The following is a 20,764-nucleotide window of genomic DNA, read 5'->3' as shown; positions in this document are numbered from 1 at the left end:
CTGGATCGAACATCTGACCAAAGATAGTCATATGTGTAATATTTCAGAACCTTCCCCTAAGGCATTATACTTATTCTGTTAAATATTTTCGGGAAAGCTTCGCGAGCGGAAAACGGCATCCCCTCCAATACAAAAAGGGCCGGACCTTCCCGTATGTGATGCAAACCGCTCGCGTCAGACCACACCGAAGGCCAGCATCGCGTCGGCCACCTTCTTGCGGCCCGCGATATTCGCGCCCTTCACATAATCGATATAGCCGCCGCCCTGGTCGCCATAGGTCAGGCACGATTGGTGGATGCCCAGCATGATGTCCTTGAGCATCTGCTGGAGTTCCTCTTCCTTCCACGCGCGGCGGGCGGAATTCTGGCTCATCTCCAGGCCAGAGACCGCCACGCCGCCCGCGTTCGAAGCCTTGCCCGGCGCATAGAGCAGTCGCGCCGCCTTGAAGACGTGCACACCGTCAAGGTCGGTCGGCATGTTCGCGCCCTCGGCCACCGCCCGGCAACCATTGGCAACCAGCGTCCGCGCGTCCTCACCCAGAAGTTCGTTCTGCGTCGCACAGGGCAGCGCGACGTCGCACGGGACACCCCATGGCGTCTTGCCCTCGTGGAACGTGGCCCCCGGGAACGCGGCGACATAGTCCTGCATACGGCCGCGCCGGTGTGTCTTGTGAGTCTTCACCCAATCGATCTTTTCCTGGGTGATGCCGTCGGGATCATGCACGAAGCCGCCCGAATCCGAGAGCGTCAGCACCTTCCCGCCCAGCTGCACGATCTTTTCCGCGGCGTGTGTGGCGACGTTGCCCGAACCGGAAATCACCGCCGTCTTCCCGACGAGATCTTCGCCCTTGGTCGCTAGCATGTTGGCAAGGAAATAGACCGCGCCATAGCCGGTCGCCTCGGTGCGGATCAGCGAGCCGCCCCATTCCAGCCCCTTGCCCGTCAGCACGCCGGTGAACTCGTTGGTGATGCGCTTGTACTGGCCGAACATATAGCCGATCTCGCGCCCACCCACGCCGATGTCGCCCGCCGGCACATCCACGTCGGCCCCGATATGGCGATAAAGCTCGGTCATGAAACTCTGGCAGAAGCGCATTATCTCGCGCACGCTCTTGCCCTTCGGATTGAAGTTCGACCCGCCCTTGCCACCGCCCATGGGCAGCCCGGTCAGTGCATTTTTGAACGTCTGCTCGAAGGCAAGAAACTTGAGCACACTTTCGTTGACGCTGGGATGGAAACGGATCCCACCCTTGTACGGCCCGATCGCGTTGTTGTTCTGAACGCGGTAGCCGCGCTGGACACGGATGTTGCCGGCATCGTCCTCCCAGCAGACGCGGAACGAGACCACGCGGTCCGGCTCGGCAATGCGGCGCAGGATCTGCTGGGCGTGATAGTCTTCCTTGTCGCCGATGAACTCGAAGATGTCCTCGGCAACTTCCTGAACCGCCTGGACGAACTCGGGCTGATGCGGATTGCGCTTCTTCACGCCCTCCATGAAGGTCGGCAGATCGACGTGATCGCTCACGGCCATGGTCTTCTCCCCTGTAAGGAACCGTTGATCGGCTCCCGGTATCGGTGGATGCGGCCCGGCCTGGCGTCTGGCCTCGGGGAAAGCCCGAGTCGCGCCTTTCGTCTTCTCGAAGTCTAAACGGTTTTGGGGAACGGAATAGTCGCCATCACCATCACGGGTTGGTCGGCGTGCCGCTCCCGCCAAGCAGCGCATCGAAGGCCGCGTTCGCGTCCTCATGCTCCTTGTCCACCGGCTTGGCGGACTTGGTCGCCGCAGCCCGCACAGGCGCGGGGCGTGTGGCTGCTGCCTTTGCCGCGCTGGCCTTCACCGGACTTGCCTTGGCGACTGGTGTCGTTGCAGCAGGCGCCTTCATGACCGCCGCTTTTGCAGGCGAAGCCTTCGCCGGCGGCACCGTGGTTGCAGCCCTTGCACCCAGCCCCGGCTTCTGGCCCTGCTTCGGCCCCGGCGGCAAGCTCCATCCCTGCGGCGCAACCGCTGCGCTGGGCGTAGCATCAGGCTCGGCAGTTGGAGCTGCTTCGGGCAGCGGTGCGACCGGTTCTGCCGCGGGTGCCGACGCGACAGGTCCCAGTTGCCTGGCCAGCGCCGACATCTGGCCGGACAGCATCCGGTCCACCGCAGGTGCGATCTCGTCGATCTTGTAGCGCATGAACCCGCCGACCACGTATTCGAACAGCACGCGGCTGCCCGTCTCGGTCGGCTTGACAGTCATGGTCATCGTCGCGTTCAGCGCTTCGCTCTGCAGCGGCCCCAGCGCACCGCTCAGGCGGATGGCACGGCCCGGCTCGACATAGAGCACGCGCATATGCTGCACGCCGCCCGGCCGCTGGCCCTTCGGGGCGTCCTTCGGAACCGGCAGCTTCTCGCAGAAGCAACCACCCGGCACCGGCTCGAGCGTCAGGTTGGCGGCATCGCCCGAGAAGGTGTGCTGGCTGGTCCACCACTGCGCAGGCGCGACGAGCGTGCGCCATGCTTCGGCCGGGGTCGCCGTGACTTCAGCGGCAACGCGGACGACAAAGCCGTTCGGCTCCTTGACCACCACGTCCGCACTGGCGGGAGATGTCGAGGCGAGCAATGCCGCCCCGGCTCCGATACCGCACCAGATCCGCATACATACCCCCGTCTTGCCCGGAATCCCCGGGCAAGACGCCGGGTGTGCAATAGCTTAGCGGATAATGGCCTCGATGGCAGCCGTCACGTCATCCATGTCGGCCATCCCATCCACGCGGGCGACAATGCCGCGCGCTTCGTAGATCGGGAGAATCGGCGCGGTCTTGGCGCGATACTCGGCCATGCGCGTGCGCACGGTTTCCTCGTTGTCGTCGGGCCGGCGCTTGAACTCATGTCCACCGCACTTGTCGCAGGTGCCTTCGACAGCGGGCTTCTCGAACGTGTCGTGGTAGCCCTTGCCGCAAGTCGCGCAGGTGTAGCGGCCGGTGATGCGCTCGACGAGCGCGTCTTCATTCACGTCCAGCTCGATCACGTGGTTGAGCTTGCGCCCGCGCGCTTCAAGAATCGCATCGAGCGATTCTGCCTGCGGCGCCGTGCGCGGATAACCGTCGAAGATGGCGCCCTGCTCCAGCGGCATCGCGTCCAGTTCGTCGCCGATCAATGCGGAGACGATCTCGTCCGAGACAAGCTGGCCGGCGTCCATCACGGCCTTGGCCTTGAGACCAACCGGCGTGCCAGCCTTGACCGCGGCGCGCAGCATGTCGCCGGTCGAAAGCTGCTTCATGCCGTGACGCTCGACGAGCCGCTGCGCCTGGGTGCCCTTACCCGCCCCCGGCGGTCCCAACAGGATGATGTTCACGTGCCTTAGTCCCCCAATGGCGCCGCGCTTAGCGCAGACGTCCCTTCAGTTTGGCCTTCTTGATCAGGTCCCCGTACTGGTGGGCCAGCAGGTGCGACTGGATCTGGGTGATGGTGTCGACCGTGACGTTGACCACGATCAGCAGGCTGGTGCCGCCGAAGAACAGCGTGCCCATGCCGGTTTCCGCCATGATCCATTCGGGGACCACGCAGACGATGGTGATGTACGCGGCGCCCAGCACGGTGATGCGGGTCAGCACGTAATCGAGATAGTTGGCGGTGTTCTTGCCCGGGCGAATGCCGGGGATGAAGCCGCCGTTGCGCTTCAGGTTCTCCGCAGTCTCTTCCGGATTGAAGACAACGGCGGTGTAGAAGAAGCTGAAGAAGATGATCCCGAGCGCATAGAGGACCATGTAGAGCGGCTTGCCGTGACCCAGGTACTGGTTGAGCGTCACGATCACCTGACCGGTCGTGGAATCGGGCGAAACCGCGTTTCCGGCGAACTGGGTGATGGTCAGCGGCAGCAGCAGCAGCGAGCTGGCGAAGATCGGCGGGATGACGCCGGCGGTGTTGAGCTTCAGCGGCAGGTGGCTGCGATCCGCCGCCATCATGCCGCGCTGCGTTGCCCGCTTGGGATACTGGATCAGCAGGCGCCGCGTAGCGCGCTCGAAGAAGCAGATGAAGATCACGACAGCCACGATCAGCGCGAGCACGCCCGCGATCACGAACGGGTTGAGTGCCCCGGTGCGGCCCTGCTCGAACAGGTTGCCGAAGAACTTGGGCATCTGGGCGACGATGCCGGCCATGATGATCAGCGAGACGCCGTTGCCGATCCCGCGGCTGGTGATCTGCTCACCCAGCCAGAGCAGGAACATGGTGCCGCCGATCAGGCTGATCACGGCGCCAACCTTGAACAGCAGGCCAGGGTTGACCACCGCCTGCAATCCGCTCGACGCGCCGTAGGCTTCCAGGCCCGACGCGAGGAACCAGCCCTGAATGGCGGTGAGGAACACCGCGCCATAGCGGGTGTACTGGTTGAGCTTCTTGCGCCCGCTTTCGCCTTCCTTCTTCATCGCGGCAAGCGACGGATGGAGCGAAGCGGCCAGCTGCACCACGATCGACGCGGTGATGTAAGGCATCACGCCCAGCGCAATGAGGCTCATGCGCTGGAGCGAACCGCCCGAGAACGCATTGAAGATATCGAGAATACCGCCGCGGGTCTGGCTGTAGAGCGTTTCCATGATCAGCGGGTTCACGCCCGGCAGGGGCACGAAGCTGAGGAACCGGAAAACGATCAGCGCGCCGATCGTGAACCAGATGCGCGTCTTGAGCTCGGTGGCCTTCGAGAAGTTCGCGAGGTTCAGGTTGCTGGCGATGTTGTCGGCGCGTGATGCCATTGGTCTGGTTTCAAGCCTTGCTGGGGCTCCGGACGGGTCCGGCGCCGCTCCCACGGGATGCTCAAAGAGAGCTACGGGAAGCCCATATAGAGCGGGCGCAGGGATTCAAGAACCCCCGCGCCCGCAATACGCGATTAAATGTGATCAGGCAGCCTCAGCCTTGGGCGCAATCACTTCGACCGCGCCGCCGATCTTCTCGACCGCGGCGAGCGCGCCCTTCGACGCGCCGGCAACCTTGAAGCTGACCTTGGTGGTCAGTTCGCCCTTGGCGAGCAGGCGCACGCCGTTCTTGCCGCCACGGGCCAGACCGGCCGCCTTCAGCGCCGCATGATCGACGACAGCCGAGATGTCGAGCTTGCCGGCGTCAATCATCTTCTGGATCATGCCGAGGTTCACCTCAGCGTAGTCCTTGGCGAAGATGTTGTTGAAGCCGCGCTTCGGGATACGCATGTGAAGCGGCATCTGGCCGCCTTCGAAGCCGGCGACCGAAACGCCCGAACGTGCCTTGGCACCCTTCTGACCGCGACCGGCGGTCTTGCCCTTGCCCGAGCCGATACCACGGCCAACGCGCATACGGCCCTTGCGGGCGCCATTGTTGTCGGAGAGCTGATTCAGTTTCATGTGTTGCACTCGCTTTCGCTTTGAGTCGCGCTAATGGAAGCGGCGCCCCTACGCGAAAGCGTGCAGCTTGTCACCCCTTGCGGGGAAACCGTCCCCGCGGTCACGGCCCCGCCGGCTCGGGAACCCCCGCATCCTTCGCCGCCGGCAGGAGACGAGACGCCACCCAGCGTGATCGCAACGCGTCGATCGGCCGATCGAACCAGCGCCATATCGCCCAGGACAGCACCACCACGCCCGCTGTCGCCGCCGCGCCGAACACGGCCCTGCCGACCAGGGAGGGAACATGGAGCAGCACCCACTGCACCGCGCTCCAGTGCAACAGATAAACGATGTAGGACAAATCGCCCATGCAGCGGTCCGCCGCATCGCTCGGCTGCCGCACGGTGTACAGCGCAAAGGGGATCGAACTCGCCGCAAGCACAAGGTTGTAGGCCAGATTCCACCGAAACAGCGCCCCCTGCACACCGTCCACCACAACGTAGATGCCGCGCCACGGGCTAAGCCCGAGCAAAGGCACCAAGACGACGAACAGCACAGCCGAAAGCACGGCCATCCATCCCGGCGGCCTCCAGCCTGTTCGCGCCGCGACCATGCCGGCGGCGAACAGCACGAGATATTTAGGCAGCGTCGAAGGCCCACCGAGCACGGTCGCCCCGAGCGCCACAGCCCCCGCCCCGACCAAGACCCACAGCGCTGGGAAGCTGCGCACAGCAAGCACCATCATCGGAGCCGCGAGATAGAATTGCATCTCTATGTCGAGCGACCATGCAGGCGGCACCGGCTGGAAGGGCAACCACGCGTATCCCAACAGCAAAGCGCTGGAGAGGGCCAGATGGACAGGATGATCCAAGTTCAGGTCCGCGGTCGTCCCGCCCATCGCGGGAAGCGCGAGCATCGCCAGGCCCCCCGCCAGCAGCATGACCGGCGCAAGCCGCCAAAGCCGGCTGACCACAAAGGTCAGCCACGGGCGGCGCGTTAGCGCGTAACGCCCCTGCCACATCGTCTCGACCCAAAACCCGGACAAGACGAAGAATACATAGACGGCATACTTGCCGAACCAGAAATCGGTGAGGTGGTGCACCGCCACCAGCAGCGCCAGGAACAACCGGAACGCTCCCGACCCGACCGGCCAGACCAGACGGCCGGGCAAAACTCGTCCAAGGCGCGCAAGGTCCGTCATCCCGTCCCTCTAGGCAACAACCCAAGCCCAAACGCAAGAAGCCCCGGCATCGCTGCCGGGGCTTCTCGTATTCCCGTAAGGGAGCCGATGGGTCAGTCGACCACGGCCACCATGTGGGGAAGCTTGGCGATGGCGCCGCGGACTTCAGCTGTGTCTTCCAGCTCAACCACGCGGTTCATCTTGCCCAGGCCCAGACCCACGAGGATCTTCTTCTGGCTTTCCGGGCGACGGATCGGCGAACCGATCTGCTTGATCTTGATCTTCGCCATGTCGCTTACTCCACGATGGCGTCGGCAGCGGCCTCAGCCTCCACCGCGCTGGCGCCGCCGCGACCGAGCAGGTCGGCGACCTTCTTGCCACGACGCTGCGCAACCGACTTCGGCGAAGTCTGCTCCTGCAGCGCGTCGAAAGTGGCGCGGATCATGTTGTAGGGGTTGGAAGTGCCGACCGACTTGGTCACCACGTCAGCAACGCCCAGGCTCTCGAAGACGGCGCGCATCGGGCCACCGGCGATGATGCCGGTACCCTGCGGAGCCGAACGAAGGTTCACCTTACCGGCACCGAAACGGCCCTTGCCGTCATGGTGAAGGGTGCGACCTTCCTTGAGAGCAACGCGGATCATCTTCTTCTTGGCAGAAGCGGTCGCCTTGGTGATGGCTTCCGGCACTTCGCGTGCCTTGCCATGACCGAAGCCCACGCGGCCCTTGCCGTCGCCGACCACGACCAGCGCAGCAAAGCCGAAGCGCTTGCCGCCCTTCACGGTCTTGGAAACGCGATTGATGTGGACGAGCTTTTCGATCAGCTCCTCACCACCGTCATCGTCGTTGCCACGGCCACGACGGTCGTCGCGACGGCCACCACGGCCACCGCGGTCACCGCCACGATCGTTTCCGCCACGGCCACGGCCACGACCGCGACCTTCACGCTGCTCACCGCCGGTCGCTTCGACCGGGGCGACGGCGCCTTCCAGGTTGGTTTCGTCAGCCATCGTCAGAACTCCAGGCCGCCTTCGCGGGCAGCGTCAGCCAGCGCCTTGACGCGGCCATGGAACAGGAAGCCGCCGCGATCGAACACGACGGTGGTGATGCCGGCAGCCTTCGCCTTTTCAGCGATGTCCTTGCCGACCTGGACGGCCGCGTCGACGGTGGCGCCGATCGACTTCTCGCCCTTCACCAGCGACGACGAAGCGACAACGGTCTTGCCGGCGGCATCGTCAATGATCTGGGCGTAGATGTGACGGCCCGAACGGTGCACCGAAAGGCGCGGACGCCCACCGGAGCGCGCCTTGAGCGCAGTGCGGACACGGCGACGGCGGCGATCGAAGAGAGACAGCTTGGCCATTACTTCTTCTTCCCTTCCTTGCGGAAGATGAACTCGCCGCGGTACTTGATACCCTTGCCCTTGTAAGGCTCGGGCTTGCGCCAGCGACGGATCTCGGCCGCAACCTGGCCGACCTTCTGCTTGTCGATACCAGAGATTTCAACCGTGGTGTTATCCGGGGTCTTGATCTCGATGCCTTCGGGGACCGCGAAGTCCACATCGTGGCTGTAGCCGAGCTGAAGCTTCAGGTTCTTGCCCTGCGAGTTCGCGCGGTAGCCGACGCCGGTGATTTCCAGGACCTTGGTGTAGCCCTGGGTCACGCCGGTGACGAGGTTGTCGACGAGCGTACGCTGCATGCCCCAGAAGGCACGCGCCTGCTTGCTGTCGTTGGCGGGCTTCACAAGGATGCTGTCGCCTTCGACGATGTAGCTGATTTCCTCGCGAAGGCTGAGCGTCATCGAGCCCTTGGGGCCCTTAACAGTCAGGATGCCATTCGCGATGTCAGCGGTGACGCCGCTCGGGATCGTCACCGGCTTCTTGCCGATGCGGCTCATCAGAACACCTCCGCAAGCACTTCGCCGCCGACGTTGGCAGCGCGAGCCTCGGCATCCGAGAGCACGCCGCGCGGCGTCGAGACGATGGTGATGCCAAGCCCGTTGCGAATCACCGGAAGTTCCTTGGAACCCGAGTAAACGCGGCGGCCCGGCTTCGAGACGCGGGCCACGTGCTTGATAGCGGGCTGGCCCTCGAAATACTTCAGCTCGATGCGCAGCTGCGGATGGGCACCGGTGGTGTCCTCCGAGAAACCGCGGATGTAGCCTTCACGCTGAAGGACTTCGAGCACGTGCGCACGCAGCTTCGAAGCGGGCGAGAGGACGGTGTCCTTCTTCGCCTGCTGGCCGTTGCGGATGCGGGTGAGCATATCACCCAGGGGGTCGGTCAATGCCATCGGATGATCCTTACCAGCTCGACTTGGTCACGCCGGGGATGAGCCCCTTGTTGGCGAGATCGCGCAGTTCAATGCGGCAAAGGCCGAACTTGCGATAATAGCCACGCGGGCGGCCGGTGGTGTTGCAGCGGTTGCGCACCCGGGTCGGGTTCGCGTTGCGCGGCAGCTCGGCCATCTTGAGACGGGCAATGAGGCGCTCGGTTTCATCGAGCGATTCATCGTCGGCCTGGGCCTTGAGCGCGACGAACTTCGCCGCGTACTTCTCAACGAGCTTCTTGCGCCGCTCGTTCTTGTTGATCGAACTCAGTTTCGCCATGGACTTAAGCTCTTCCTTGAACCTGACTTACGCGGCCTGCTGCTGTTCAGCAGCTTCCAGCGGGAACGGGAAACCGAACAGACGGAGCAGTTCGCGCGCTTCCTCGTCGGTCTTCGCAGTGGTGGTGACGATGATGTCCATCCCACGCACCTTCTCGATCTGGTCGTAGCTGATCTCCGGGAAGATGATCTGCTCCTTCAGACCCATCGCGTAGTTACCGCGACCGTCGAACGAATTCGGGTTGAGACCACGAAAGTCGCGGATGCGGGGCATGGCGATGGTGATCAGGCGATCGAGGAATTCGTACATGCGTTCGCGGCGCAGGGTAACCTTGCAACCGATCGGCATGCCTTCACGCAGCTTGAACTGCGCGATCGACTTCTTCGCCTTGGTGATCACGGGCTTCTGGCCGGCGATGAGTTCCATCTCGGCCGCGGCGGTCGTGACCTTCTTCTTATCCTGGCTCGCTTCGCCCACGCCCATGTTGAGCGTGATCTTTTCGATGCGCGGGATTTCCATCACGTTGCCGTAGCCGAACTTCGCCTGCATCGCCTGGGCGATTTCGGCGTCGAACTTCGTCTTCAGACGGGGCGTGTACTTATCAGCCATCGATCGTCTCCCCGGACTTCACGGCCACACGGACCTTCTTGCCGTCCTTGACCTCGAAGCGGACGCGGGTGGGCTTGCCATCCTTGTCGGCGACCGAGACCTTCGAGATGTGCAGCGGAGCTTCGCTGCGGTCGATGCCGCCCTGCGGGTTCTGCTGGCTGGCCTTGCGGTGACGCGCGGCGATGTTCACGCCGGCGACGACAACCTTGTCTTCCTTCGGGAGGACCTGCAGCACCGTGCCGGTGCGGCCCTTGTCCTTGCCCGAGCGGACGACGACGCTGTCACCCTTCTTGATCTTCGCGGCGGCCATTACAGCACCTCCGGAGCGAGCGAGATGATCTTCATGAAGCCCTTGCCGCGAAGTTCGCGGACCACGGGGCCGAAGATACGGGTGCCGATGGGCTCTTCGTTCTTGCCGACGAGCACGGCGGCGTTGCTGTCGAAGCGGATCACGCTGCCGTCGGGACGACGAACGTCCTTGCGGGTGCGAACGATCACGGCGCGGTGCACGTCGCCCTTCTTAACACGGGCGCGCGGCTGCGCGTCCTTCACCGACACCACGATGATGTCGCCAACGCCGGCAAAACGACGCTTAGACCCGCCCAGCACCTTGATGCACTGGACGCGCTTCGCGCCGCTGTTGTCCGCGACGTCGAGATTGGATTGCATCTGGATCATCGATCCGGTTCCTTCTCAATGGCTTGCCGGAACCAGTCCGGCAGTTCCAAAACTTGTCGCTGCTTTTAGACGTCCGCTTCGATCGCGGCGGTCTTGCCGGCCTGGACGCGGTCGATGACCTTCCACGTCTTCAGCTTCGAGATCGGCGCCGTTTCCTCGATGCGGACGGTTTCGCCGGTCTTGAAGGCATTCGCCTCGTCGTGCGCGTGGTACTTCTTCGAGCGACGGATGATCTTGCCGTAGAGGGCATGCTTCACCTTACGCTCGACCTTGACCACCACGGTCTTGTCGGTCTTGTCGGAGACCACGGTCCCGATAAGAATACGCTTGGGCATCGTGAACTCCTTACGCCTTGGCCGACTGAGAACGCTCAGTCTGCAGCGTCTTGATGCGAGCGATGTCGCGGCGCACTTCCTTGATGCGTGCCGGGCGCTCCAACTGGTTGGTCGCAGCCTGGAAGCGCAGGTTGAACGCTTCGCGCTTCAACTCGGCGAGATCAGCGGAGAGCTGGTCTTCGCTCTTGACGCGAAGGTCTTCGAACTTGGCCATCATGTCTCTCCTTAGTCCTCGCCGCCAAGGTGCGAAGTGTCACCCAGGCGGGCAACGACCTTCGTCTTGATCGGCAGCTTCATCGCAGCGCGGCTGAACGCTTCCGCAGCGAGCGGGCCGGCAACGCCGTCGAGCTCGAACAGGATGCGGCCGGGCTTCACGCGGGCAGCCCAGTATTCGATCGAACCCTTGCCCTTGCCCTGACGGACTTCAGCAGGCTTCTTCGACACCGGCACGTCCGGGAACACGCGGATCCAGAGACGACCCTGGCGCTTGATGTGACGCGTGATCGCGCGGCGAGCCGCTTCGATCTGGCGGGCGGTGACGCGTTCCGGCTCGAGGGCCTTGAGGCCGTAGGAGCCGAAGTTCAGGTCGGTGCCACCCTTGGCGTCGCCCTTGATCCGGCCCTTGAAGGCCTTGCGGAACTTGGTCTTCTTCGGTTGCAGCATGGTGCTTTACTCTTCCTGGGCTCAGCGGGCCGGGCGGACGCCGGAGGTTTGAGCCTCCATCATCAGCCGGTCCTGTGCCATCGGGTCGTGCCCGAGGATCTCGCCCTTGAAGATCCAGCACTTGATGCCGATCACGCCATAGGCGGTAAGAGCTTCGGCTTCGGCGTAGTCGATGTTCGCGCGCAGCGTGTGCAGCGGAACGCGGCCTTCACGATACCACTCGACGCGGGCGATTTCTGCACCACCGAGACGGCCGCCGCACGTGATCTTGATGCCTTCGGCGCCAAGACGGAGAGCGGACTGCACGGCGCGCTTCATCGCGCGGCGGAAGGCAACGCGGCGGACCAGCTGGTCGGCAACGCCCTGGGCGACAAGCTTCGAGTCGATTTCCGGCTTGCGGATCTCGACGATGTTCAGCTTGACGTCGCTGCGGGTCATCGTGGCCAGCTTGGCGCGCAGCTTTTCGATGTCCGCGCCCTTCTTGCCGATGATCACACCGGGACGGGCCGCATAGATCGAAACGCGGCACAGCTTGGCCGGACGCTCGATCACCACCTTCGAGATCGCTGCCTGGGGCAGGTTCTCGACGATGAACTTGCGGATCTGGAGGTCTTCCTTGAGCAGCTGCTCGTAGTTGCGACCTTCAGCGTACCAGCGGCTGTCCCAGGTACGGTTGATCTGCAGGCGCAGACCGATGGGGTTCGACTTGTGACCCATGATCAGGCCTCCTCGACTTCGCGGACGACGATCCGGAGCCGCGAAAACGGCTTGAGGATGCGCGTCGACTTGCCGCGACCACGGGTGTGGAAGCGCTTCATCGTGATCGACTTGCCGACCGAGGCTTCCGCCACGACGAGCGCGTCGACGTCCAGGTTGTGGTTGTTTTCCGCGTTGGCGATCGCCGAAGCGAGCACCTTCCGCGCATCAACAGCCATCGCCTTCTTGGAGAAGGAGAGGATGTTCATGGCGTCTTCGGCGCGGCGACCACGGATCAGGGCAGCGACGAGGTTCAGCTTCTGGGCCGAACCGCGGATCTGCGTTCCGACCGACAGTGCTTCCTTGTCACCAACGCGACGGGGGGACTTTTCCTTGCCCATTAGCGCTTGCCCTTCTTGTCAGCGGCGTGGCCGGGGAAGTTGCGCGTCGGAGCGAACTCGCCAAGCTTGTGGCCGACCATCTCTTCCGAGACGGAGACGGGGATGAACTTCTGCCCGTTGTAGACGCTGAAGGTCAGGCCAACGAACTGCGGGATAATGGTCGAACGACGCGACCAGGTCTTGATCGGGCCAGCGCGGCTGCCTGCGTCCTGAGCGACTTCCGCCTTCTTCAGGAGGTGCAGGTCAACGAAGGGGCCCTTCCAGACGGAACGTGCCATGGGGTCTTACCTCTTCTTCTTCGCGTGGCGCGAACGGATGATCATCTTATCCGTCTGCTTGTTGTGACGGGTGCGTGCGCCCTTGGTCGGCTTGCCCCACGGAGTAACCGGATGACGGCCACCCGAGGTGCGGCCTTCACCACCGCCGTGCGGGTGGTCGACCGGGTTCTTGGCGACACCGCGCGTCAGCGGACGGCGGCCGAGCCAGCGGTTGCGACCGGCCTTGGCGAGGTTCTGGTTCGAGTTGTCGGGGTTCGAAACCGCGCCAACCGTTCCCATGCAATCGCCGCGCAGGTAGCGCTGCTCGCCCGAGTTCAGGCGGACGATGACCATGCCGCGGTCACGACCGACGAGCTGGACATACGTACCGGCCGAACGAGCGATCTGACCGCCCTTGCCCGGCTTCATCTCCACGTTGTGGATGATGGTGCCCACCGGCATCTGCGACAGCAGCATCGCGTTGCCCGGCTTCACGTCGGTCTTTTCGCCGGAGACGACGACGTCACCGACCGAGAGACGCTGGGGTGCGATGATGTAGGTCTGTTCGCCGTCCTCGTACTTGACGAGAGCGATGAACGCCGTGCGGTTGGGGTCGTATTCCAGACGCTCGACGGTGGCCGGCATGTCCCACTTACGACGCTTGAAGTCGATGAAGCGGTACTTCTGCTTGTGGCCGCCGGCGATGCCGCGCGAGGTCACGTGACCCTTGTTGTTGCGGCCGCCCGTCTTGCTCTTGCCTTCGGTCAGACCCTTGACGGGCTTTCCCTTCCAGAGCGACGACTTGTCGACGAGGACCAGGCCGCGGCGAGCGGGGCTGGTCGGGTTATAGTTCTTGAGTGCCATGATCCGCGCCTCAAATACCGCTGGTGACGTCGATCGACTGGCCAGCAGCCAGGGTCACAACGGCCTTCTTCACGTCAGAGCGCTTGTAGGGCTTGCCCTTCCAGCGCTTGGTCTTGCCCTTCTGGTTCAGGGTATTCACACCCGTCACCTTCACATTGAACAGGGCTTCGACCGCTGCCTTGATCTCCGGCTTGGTCGCCTTGTCGGCGACCTTGAAGACCACGGCGTTGTGCTCGCTGAGCAGCGTCGCCTTCTCGGTGATGTGGGGAGCCACGATCACGTCGTAGTGACGCGTGTCGATTGCGTCCTTAGCCATTGAAACGCGCCTCCAGCTTTTCGACCGCGGCGCGCGTCAGCACCAGCGTATCATGCTTCAGGATGTCATAGACATTGGCGCCGATGGCAGGGAGCACGTTCACGCCAACGATGTTGCGGGCGGCGCGGGCGAAGCCCTCGTTCACCTGCTCGCCATCGACGACCAGCACCTTCTTGCCGAAGCCGGCCTTCGCCAGCGTACCGGCGAGAACCTTGGTCTTGCCTTCGGCAACATCAAGGTTGTCGACCACGACCAGACCACCCTGGGCCTTCGCCGAGAGCGCCATGCGGAGACCCAGAGCACGGACCTTCTTGTTCAGCGAGATGTTGAACTCGCGAACGCGCGGACCGTGCGCCTTGCCGCCACCGATGAAGATCGGCGCCTTGCGGTCACCGTGACGGGCGGTGCCGCCACCCTTCTGACGGCCGAACTTCTTGCCGGTGCGGGCAACGTCCGAACGCTCACGCGCCTTGCGGGCGATACCGCGACGGTTTTCCAGCTGCCACGTCACGACGCGATGCAGGATGTCTGCGCGCGGCTCGAGACCGAACACGGCATCCGACAGCTCGACGTCGCCGGCGGCGGACCCGTCCAGATTGAGGACCTGAACCTTCACGACTTAGCCCTCCTGGCCTTCGGTCGCCTCGACAGCCGCGCCGGTCTCGGCGGGGGTGTCGGCGGCAGCCGAATCGTTGCTGTTGGCGGCCTGCTTCAGACCGGCGGGATAGGGCGCTTCAGCGTGGCGCGAGACCTTGACGGCGTCGCGAACCAGCAGCCAGGCGTTCTTCGAGCCAGGGACCGAGCCCTTGACGAAGATCAGGCCGCGCTCATCGTCCGTGCGGACGATCTCGAGATTCTGCTGGGTGCGCTGGCGATCGCCCATGTGGCCGGCCATCTTCTTGTTCTTGAAGACGCGACCCGGATCCTGGCGGTTGCCGGTCGAACCGTGGGCACGGTGCGAAATCGACACACCGTGGGTTGCACGCATACCGCCGAAGCCCCAACGCTTCATGGCGCCAGCAAAGCCCTTGCCCTGCGTGTTGCCGGTGATGTCGACGTACTGGCCGGGAACGAAGTGCGAAGCAGCGATGGTCGAACCGACTTCAAGCGTTGCATCATCGGCAACGCGGAATTCGGCGACTTCCATCTTCAGCGACACTTCCGCCTTGGCGAAATGTTCGCGCTGCGGCTTGGCAACGTTCTTCTGCTTGGCTTCGCCGGCACCGAGCTGAACAGCGACGTACCCGTCACGCTCAGCAGTGCGAACCGAAACCACCTGGCAATTTTCAAGCGACAGGACGGTAACCGGCACGTGCCGACCATCATCCTGGAAAAGGCGGGTCATCCCGACCTTCTTCGCGATCACGCCGGTGCGCATGATCCATACTCCTCACAGAGGCCTGCCGGGCCTATCCCGACAGGCGTGCTCAGCCCGTATGTGAAGCGCGCCCCCGTCCGGGCTGAGTGCCCCCGCGGAGACGGGAGCAAACGGGGGACGCTTTCCCGACTATGCCCTTGCGGACGGCGCCGGAGGTATCCCTATGTCCGGGCAGGAAGCCCTGCCGTTTCATCGCTGCGGAAGCATTCCGCGAACCCGGCCTGGGCCGGAAAGGATATTTTGACCCGAGGGTCGAAAACTTGCGTCGTTCAGATCGAGGCGAATTACGCCAGCTTGATCTCGACGTTGACGCCGGCCGCGAGGTCCAGCTTCATCAGCGCGTCGACAGTGGCCGCATTGGGCTGCACGATGTCGAGCAGGCGCTTGTAGGTACGAACCTCGAACTGCTCACGCGACTTCTTGTCGATGTGCGGACCGCGGTTGACGGTGAACTTCTCGATGCGCGTCGGGAGCGGAATAGGGCCCCGAATGAGAGCGCCGGTACGGCGGGCAGTGTCCGCGATTTCTCCAGTGGCCTGGTCAAGCACACGATGATCAAAGGCCTTAAGGCGAATGCGGATATTCTGGGCTTCCATGTCCGTCTACCGATGCGAAAGAGCAAAAACAAAAACCAGCTGCCCCGCCCTCTCACCCATCCTCTGCCTGGCAGAGCGCGGGGAAAGCGGGCCAACTGATCAAAAACCGGCCGGCGGAGAGACGAATCTCTCCGCCGGAGCGCGGCCTATATTACTTCGTGATCTTGCTGACAACCCCCGAACCGACGGTACGGCCGCCTTCGCGAATGGCGAAGCGAAGACCTTCGTCCATGGCGATCGGCGCGATCAGCTTGACCGACAGGGTAACGTTGTCGCCCGGCATGACCATCTCGGTGCCCTCGGGGAGGATCACTTCGCCGGTCACGTCGGTGGTGCGGAAGTAGAACTGCGGACGGTAGTTGGCGAAGAACGGCGTGTGACGGCCACCTTCGTCCTTCGACAGCACGTAGACCTCGGCCGAGAACTCGGTGTGCGGATTGACCGAACCCGGCTTGGCGAGAACCTGGCCGCGCTCGACGTCTTCACGCTTCACGCCGCGAACGAGCGCACCGATGTTGTCGCCGGCTTCGCCCTGGTCGAGCAGCTTGCGGAACATTTCGACGCCGGTAACGGTGGTCTTGGTGGTGTCCTTGAGGCCGACGATCTCGACTTCTTCACCAACCTTCACGATGCCGGTCTCGATACGACCGGTCACAACCGTGCCGCGACCCGAGATCGAGAACACGTCTTCCACCGGCATCAGGAACGGCTTGTCGGTCGGACGCGGCGGCTGCGGGATGTAGCTGTCGACAGCGGCCATCAGCTCGTTGATCGAGTTCTTGCCGATGTTGTCATCGCGGCCTTCAAGAGCGGCCAGGGCCGAACCCTTGACGATCGGAATGTCATCGCCCGGGAAGTCGTACGACGAAAGCAGCTCGCGCACTTCCAGCTCGACCAGCTCGAGGATTTCCTCGTCGTCGACCTGGTCGACCTTGTTCATGTACACGACCAGCGCCGGCACGCCGACCTGGCGGGCAAGCAGGATGTGCTCGCGGGTCTGCGGCATCGGGCCGTCAGCAGCGTTCACGACCAGGATCGCGCCGTCCATCTGGGCGGCACCGGTGATCATGTTCTTCACGTAGTCGGCGTGACCCGGGCAGTCGACGTGCGCGTAGTGACGGTTGGCCGTCTCGTACTCGACGTGAGCGGTCGAGATGGTGATGCCACGCTCGCGCTCTTCCGGAGCCTTGTCGATGTTGGCGTAATCGGTGAACGTCGCGCCGCCGGTTTCCGCGAGCACCTTGGTGATCGCGGCCGTCAGCGTGGTCTTGCCGTGGTCGACGTGACCGATGGTGCCGATGTTGCAGTGCGGCTTGGTCCGCTCAAACTTAGCCTTAGCCATTGCTCAAACCTTCTTTTCGCTGAATGTTGATTGCTCTTGGAGGCGGCACCAGCCGGACTCGCCAGAAAATCAGGCGCCGCCCCTAGCCTGATCCGGAGGATCAGGCAAGCTTTCCGATTGTCACCCGATCGCAGGCGATCAGGCGAGCTTCTCCTTGATCTCGGTCGCGACGTTCGCCGGGACCTCGTCGTAGTGGTCGAAGAACATCGAATAGTTCGCACGGCCCTGCGTGAACGAGCGGAGCTGGTTCACATAACCGAACATGTTGGCCAGCGGCACCATCGCAAGAACGGCCTGGGCATTGCCCCGGCTGTCGGTGCCCTGAATCTGCCCGCGCCGCGAGTTGATGTCACCAATCACGTCGCCGAGGTATTCCTCGGGGGTGATCACTTCGACCTTCATGATCGGCTCGAGCAGCTTGATCCCCGCCTTCTGAGCCACTTCGCGCATGGCGCCGCGAGCACAGATTTCGAAGGCCAGCGCCGACGAGTCGACGTCGTGGTAGGCGCCGTCATAGAGCAGGACTTCGAAGTCGATGATCGGGAAGCCGATCAGCGAGCCGGTCTCGGCGGTTTCGCGGAAGCCCTTTTCGATCGCGGGGATGTATTCCTTCGGAATGTTACCGCCCTTGATCTCGTCCTTGAAGACGAAGCCCGAACCGCGCTCACCCGGAGCAACCTTGACCTTCACGCGGCCGAACTGGCCGGTGCCGCCCGACTGCTTCTTGTGCGTGTGGTCGAGATCGACCGGCTTCGCGAGATATTCGCGATAGGCCACCTGCGGCGCACCGACGTTGGCTTCTACCTTGAACTCGCGACGCATGCGGTCGACGAGAATTTCCAGGTGAAGTTCGCCCATGCCCTTGATGATGGTCTGCCCCGATTCGTGATCGGTCGACACGCGGAACGAGGGATCCTCGGCGGCGAGGCGATTGAGCGCGAGGCCCATCTTTTCCTGGTCGGCCTTGGTCTTGGGTTCCACCGACAGTTCGATCACCGGCTCAGGGAATTCCATGCGCTCGAGAATGATCGGCTGGCGCTCGGAGCACAGCGTATCGCCGGTGGTGGTCTCCTTGAGACCCGCCAGCGCCACGATGTCGCCCGCATAGGCTTCGTCGATGTCTTCGCGGCTGTTGGCATGCATCAGCAGCATGCGGCCAACCTTTTCCTTCTTGTTCTTCACCGAGTTCAGATAGCTGCCCTTGGTCAGCGTACCCGAATAGATGCGGGTGAAGGTCAGCGAACCGACGAACGGGTCGTTCATGATCTTGAACGCCAGCGCCGAGAACGGCGCATCGTCCGCAGTCTTGCGAGTGTCGGGCTCGTCCGTGTCGGGGTTCACGCCCTGCACGTCGGCAATGTCGAGCGGCGAAGGCATGAAGTCGACAACCGCGTCGAGAAGCGTCTGCACGCCCTTGTTCTTGAACGAGGAGCCGCACAGCACCGGCACGAAGGCCTGCGCCAGCGTACCCTTGCGAAGCAGGGCCTTCAGCTGCGCCACGTCGGGAAGGTTGCCTTCCAGATAGGCTTCCATCGCCTCGTCGTCCTGTTCGACGGCGAGCTCGACCAGCCTTTCACGGTATTCGGCAGCCTTGTCGGCCATGTCGGCCGGGATTTCCTCGTAGAAGAACTCGGCGCCGAGGCTTTCGTCCTTCCAGATGATGGCGCGCTGCTCGACCAGGTCGACCAGACCGATGAAGTCGCCTTCCGCGCCGATCGGCAGATAGAGCACCGCAGGCTTCGCACCCAGACGATCGATGATCGTCTGCACGCAGTAATAGAAGTTCGCGCCGGTGCGGTCGAGCTTGTTGATGTAGCACATCCGCGGCACGCCGTACTTGTCAGCCTGGCGCCACACGGTTTCCGACTGCGGCTCCACGCCCGCAACGCCGTCGAACGCGGCGACCGCGCCGTCGAGCACGCGCAGCGAACGCTCGACTTCAATGGTGAAGTCGACGTGGCCGGGGGTGTCGATGATGTTCAGGCGATGGTCGTTCCAGAAACAGGTCGTCGCGGCCGACGTGATCGTGATGCCGCGCTCCTGCTCCTGCTCCATCCAGTCCATCGTCGCGGCACCTTCGTGCACTTCGCCGATCTTGTAGGACTTGCCGGTGTAGTAGAGAATGCGCTCGGTCGTCGTCGTCTTGCCGGCGTCGATGTGCGCCATGATTCCGAAGTTGCGGTAGCGCTCGAGCGGATGGCTGCGGGCCATGGGAGTCTTCCTTGGGTGCTGGGGGAGCCTGTGGTGTCAGGCTCGCCCCATATGGTTACTTGCGTGACCGTTTAAAGACGGGAACCTTACCAGCGGTAATGGCTGAACGCACGGTTGGCGTCGGCCATACGGTGCGTGTCTTCGCGCTTCTTCACCGCGTTGCCGCGATTGTTGGCCGCATCAAGCAGTTCGCCCGAGAGACGCGCCGCCATGGTGGTTTCCGAACGGTTGCGCGCAGCCGTGATCAGCCAGCGGATGGCCAGCGCCTGAGCGCGCTCGGTGCGGACTTCGACCGGAACCTGGTAGGTGGCACCACCGACGCGGCGCGAACGCACTTCGATCTGCGGCTTCACGTTGTTCAGCGCATCGTGGAACAGCTGCAGCGGGTCCGCCTTGGCGCGGGTCTGCATGGTTTCCATGGCACCGTAGACGATGCTTTCGGCGACCGACTTCTTACCATCGAGCATGAGGTTGTTCATGAACTTCGACAGCACCTGATCACCGAACTTCGGATCGGGCAGGATCACCCGCTTTTCCGGACGACGACGACGGGACATCTTGTATTCCTTCCGATCGGGCCGAGGCCCTCAGTATTCCAGCGAGATGGTGCGGCGGCAGCACGCAGGCGATTCGCCCGGCCCCGCCAGCGCCATCACTTCGGACGCTTGGCGCCGTACTTCGAACGCGACTGCTTGCGGTCCTTCACGCCCTGCGTGTCGAGCACGCCGCGCAGGACGTGGTAGCGCACGCCGGGAAGATCGCGCACACGGCCGCCGCGGATGAGCACGACCGAGTGCTCCTGAAGGTTGTGACCTTCGCCGGGGATGTAGGAGATGACTTCGCGCTGGTTGGTCAGGCGAATCTTGGCGACCTTGCGAAGCGCCGAGTTCGGCTTCTTCGGGGTGGTCGTGTAGACGCGGGTGCAAACGCCGCGCTTCTGCGGGTTCTGCTCCATCGCAGGGACCTTCGACTTGGCCTTCTGCGGTTCGCGACCCTTGCGGATCAGCTGGTTGATCGTGGGCATGAAGTACTCTTCACCTTGCTTGTGGCGAAACCGAAGGATCGGATGAAGAGTTCGCGGAATATCTCACGCAGCATGCCGCCGGTGGCCGGAATGCCGGGCCGGAAACGCGCAGAGTGAGCCGAAAACGCTCCACCCGGCAACAGCGGCACCGGGTTACTTTGACGGGTTACGAAAGGCGGAAGCCCTGCGCGCACCGGCAATGTTCAGCTCTTCCCGCATGGCGAATCCACCTGCGGAATTGCGCGCCCCTACAGGAGGGGCATCATACGGTCAAG

Annotated in this window: 30 protein-coding genes; all 30 read right to left on the bottom strand. The window is 63.4% G+C overall.

Annotated features, from left to right (window positions below; genetic code table 11):
- Positions 1–174 precede the first annotated feature (174 nt).
- Positions 175–1,530: an NADP-specific glutamate dehydrogenase gene (gdhA, locus tag OLX02_RS00800; RefSeq protein ID WP_264419437.1), complete on the bottom strand. Its 1,356-nt coding sequence runs from the start codon at positions 1,528–1,530 to the stop codon at positions 175–177.
- Positions 1,531–1,681: 151 nt separating this feature from the next.
- Positions 1,682–2,638, bottom strand: coding sequence for an SRPBCC domain-containing protein (locus OLX02_RS00795; protein ID WP_264419436.1), 957 nt, complete (start codon positions 2,636–2,638; stop codon positions 1,682–1,684).
- Between the two features lie 54 nt (positions 2,639–2,692).
- A complete protein-coding gene (locus OLX02_RS00790) occupies positions 2,693–3,337 on the bottom strand; it encodes an adenylate kinase (protein ID WP_264419435.1) in 645 nt (214 codons plus the stop codon).
- A 28-nt stretch (positions 3,338–3,365) separates the two neighbouring features.
- A complete protein-coding gene (gene secY / locus OLX02_RS00785; RefSeq protein WP_264419434.1) occupies positions 3,366–4,733 on the bottom strand; it encodes a preprotein translocase subunit SecY in 1,368 nt (455 codons plus the stop codon).
- Positions 4,734–4,877: 144 nt separating this feature from the next.
- Positions 4,878–5,354: a 50S ribosomal protein L15 gene (rplO, locus tag OLX02_RS00780; RefSeq protein ID WP_264419433.1), complete on the bottom strand. Its 477-nt coding sequence runs from the start codon at positions 5,352–5,354 to the stop codon at positions 4,878–4,880.
- A 100-nt stretch (positions 5,355–5,454) separates the two neighbouring features.
- Positions 5,455–6,534 (bottom strand): acyltransferase family protein, encoded by a 1,080-nt coding sequence (locus tag OLX02_RS00775; protein ID WP_264419432.1) that lies wholly within the window; start codon positions 6,532–6,534, stop codon positions 5,455–5,457.
- 92 nt (positions 6,535–6,626) lie between these two features.
- Positions 6,627–6,803 (bottom strand): 50S ribosomal protein L30, encoded by a 177-nt coding sequence (rpmD, locus tag OLX02_RS00770; protein WP_264419431.1) that lies wholly within the window; start codon positions 6,801–6,803, stop codon positions 6,627–6,629.
- Between the two features lie 5 nt (positions 6,804–6,808).
- Complete coding sequence (rpsE, locus tag OLX02_RS00765; RefSeq protein ID WP_264419430.1) at positions 6,809–7,522, bottom strand: 30S ribosomal protein S5; 714 nt, start codon at positions 7,520–7,522, stop codon at positions 6,809–6,811.
- 2 nt (positions 7,523–7,524) lie between these two features.
- A complete protein-coding gene (gene rplR, locus OLX02_RS00760) occupies positions 7,525–7,875 on the bottom strand; it encodes a 50S ribosomal protein L18 (RefSeq protein WP_264419429.1) in 351 nt (116 codons plus the stop codon).
- A complete protein-coding gene (gene rplF / locus OLX02_RS00755; RefSeq protein ID WP_264419428.1) occupies positions 7,875–8,408 on the bottom strand; it encodes a 50S ribosomal protein L6 in 534 nt (177 codons plus the stop codon). The genes rplR and rplF overlap by 1 nt, the downstream gene beginning before the upstream one ends.
- A complete protein-coding gene (gene rpsH / locus OLX02_RS00750) occupies positions 8,408–8,803 on the bottom strand; it encodes a 30S ribosomal protein S8 (protein WP_264419427.1) in 396 nt (131 codons plus the stop codon). The genes rplF and rpsH overlap by 1 nt, the downstream gene beginning before the upstream one ends.
- Before the next feature lie 10 nt (positions 8,804–8,813).
- The gene (gene rpsN / locus OLX02_RS00745) at positions 8,814–9,119 is read right to left on the bottom strand and encodes a 30S ribosomal protein S14 (RefSeq protein WP_264419426.1); all 306 of its coding nucleotides are present in this window, start codon (positions 9,117–9,119) and stop codon (positions 8,814–8,816) included.
- Positions 9,120–9,146: 27 nt separating this feature from the next.
- Positions 9,147–9,728 (bottom strand): 50S ribosomal protein L5, encoded by a 582-nt coding sequence (gene rplE, locus OLX02_RS00740; protein WP_264419425.1) that lies wholly within the window; start codon positions 9,726–9,728, stop codon positions 9,147–9,149.
- A complete protein-coding gene (gene rplX / locus OLX02_RS00735; protein WP_264419424.1) occupies positions 9,721–10,038 on the bottom strand; it encodes a 50S ribosomal protein L24 in 318 nt (105 codons plus the stop codon). The genes rplE and rplX overlap by 8 nt, the downstream gene beginning before the upstream one ends.
- Positions 10,038–10,406, bottom strand: a complete 369-nt coding sequence (gene rplN / locus OLX02_RS00730) for a 50S ribosomal protein L14 (protein ID WP_264419423.1) — start codon at positions 10,404–10,406, stop codon at positions 10,038–10,040. The genes rplX and rplN overlap by 1 nt, the downstream gene beginning before the upstream one ends.
- Before the next feature lie 65 nt (positions 10,407–10,471).
- Entirely contained in the window at positions 10,472–10,741 is a 270-nt protein-coding gene (gene rpsQ / locus OLX02_RS00725; protein WP_264419422.1) for a 30S ribosomal protein S17, read from the bottom strand.
- Between the two features lie 10 nt (positions 10,742–10,751).
- On the bottom strand, positions 10,752–10,958 hold the full coding sequence (gene rpmC, locus OLX02_RS00720) for a 50S ribosomal protein L29 (protein ID WP_264419421.1): 207 nt from the start codon (positions 10,956–10,958) through the stop codon (positions 10,752–10,754).
- 8 nt (positions 10,959–10,966) lie between these two features.
- A complete protein-coding gene (gene rplP / locus OLX02_RS00715) occupies positions 10,967–11,404 on the bottom strand; it encodes a 50S ribosomal protein L16 (RefSeq protein WP_264419420.1) in 438 nt (145 codons plus the stop codon).
- A gap of 21 nt (positions 11,405–11,425) precedes the next feature.
- Positions 11,426–12,121 (bottom strand): 30S ribosomal protein S3, encoded by a 696-nt coding sequence (gene rpsC, locus OLX02_RS00710; protein ID WP_264419419.1) that lies wholly within the window; start codon positions 12,119–12,121, stop codon positions 11,426–11,428.
- Between the two features lie 2 nt (positions 12,122–12,123).
- Positions 12,124–12,501 carry a 50S ribosomal protein L22 gene (rplV, locus tag OLX02_RS00705; protein WP_264419418.1) on the bottom strand — a complete coding sequence of 126 codons (378 nt, stop codon included), beginning with the start codon at positions 12,499–12,501 and terminating at the stop codon, positions 12,124–12,126.
- Positions 12,501–12,779: a 30S ribosomal protein S19 gene (rpsS, locus tag OLX02_RS00700; RefSeq protein ID WP_264419417.1), complete on the bottom strand. Its 279-nt coding sequence runs from the start codon at positions 12,777–12,779 to the stop codon at positions 12,501–12,503. The genes rplV and rpsS overlap by 1 nt, the downstream gene beginning before the upstream one ends.
- Positions 12,780–12,785: 6 nt before the next feature.
- Positions 12,786–13,622, bottom strand: a complete 837-nt coding sequence (gene rplB, locus OLX02_RS00695) for a 50S ribosomal protein L2 (protein ID WP_264419416.1) — start codon at positions 13,620–13,622, stop codon at positions 12,786–12,788.
- 10 nt (positions 13,623–13,632) lie between these two features.
- Positions 13,633–13,938: a 50S ribosomal protein L23 gene (locus tag OLX02_RS00690; protein WP_264419415.1), complete on the bottom strand. Its 306-nt coding sequence runs from the start codon at positions 13,936–13,938 to the stop codon at positions 13,633–13,635.
- Positions 13,931–14,554, bottom strand: a complete 624-nt coding sequence (gene rplD / locus OLX02_RS00685) for a 50S ribosomal protein L4 (RefSeq protein WP_264419414.1) — start codon at positions 14,552–14,554, stop codon at positions 13,931–13,933. Before rplD ends, OLX02_RS00690 begins: the two co-directional genes overlap by 8 nt.
- Positions 14,555–14,557: 3 nt before the next feature.
- Entirely contained in the window at positions 14,558–15,316 is a 759-nt protein-coding gene (gene rplC, locus OLX02_RS00680; RefSeq protein ID WP_264419413.1) for a 50S ribosomal protein L3, read from the bottom strand.
- 284 nt (positions 15,317–15,600) lie between these two features.
- Positions 15,601–15,912: a 30S ribosomal protein S10 gene (gene rpsJ / locus OLX02_RS00675; RefSeq protein WP_068072885.1), complete on the bottom strand. Its 312-nt coding sequence runs from the start codon at positions 15,910–15,912 to the stop codon at positions 15,601–15,603.
- A 151-nt stretch (positions 15,913–16,063) separates the two neighbouring features.
- Entirely contained in the window at positions 16,064–17,254 is a 1,191-nt protein-coding gene (gene tuf / locus OLX02_RS00670; protein ID WP_264419412.1) for an elongation factor Tu, read from the bottom strand.
- Between the two features lie 138 nt (positions 17,255–17,392).
- A complete protein-coding gene (gene fusA, locus OLX02_RS00665) occupies positions 17,393–19,465 on the bottom strand; it encodes an elongation factor G (protein WP_264419411.1) in 2,073 nt (690 codons plus the stop codon).
- A gap of 86 nt (positions 19,466–19,551) precedes the next feature.
- On the bottom strand, positions 19,552–20,022 hold the full coding sequence (gene rpsG, locus OLX02_RS00660) for a 30S ribosomal protein S7 (protein WP_264419410.1): 471 nt from the start codon (positions 20,020–20,022) through the stop codon (positions 19,552–19,554).
- A 95-nt stretch (positions 20,023–20,117) separates the two neighbouring features.
- The gene (gene rpsL / locus OLX02_RS00655) at positions 20,118–20,489 is read right to left on the bottom strand and encodes a 30S ribosomal protein S12 (RefSeq protein ID WP_010127208.1); all 372 of its coding nucleotides are present in this window, start codon (positions 20,487–20,489) and stop codon (positions 20,118–20,120) included.
- Between the last annotated feature and the right edge of the window lie 275 nt (positions 20,490–20,764).

The sequence above is a fragment of the Novosphingobium sp. KCTC 2891 genome, assembly GCF_025938155.1.
GTDB lineage: Bacteria > Pseudomonadota > Alphaproteobacteria > Sphingomonadales > Sphingomonadaceae > Novosphingobium.
This window is presented reverse-complemented; position numbering and strand designations above follow the sequence as displayed.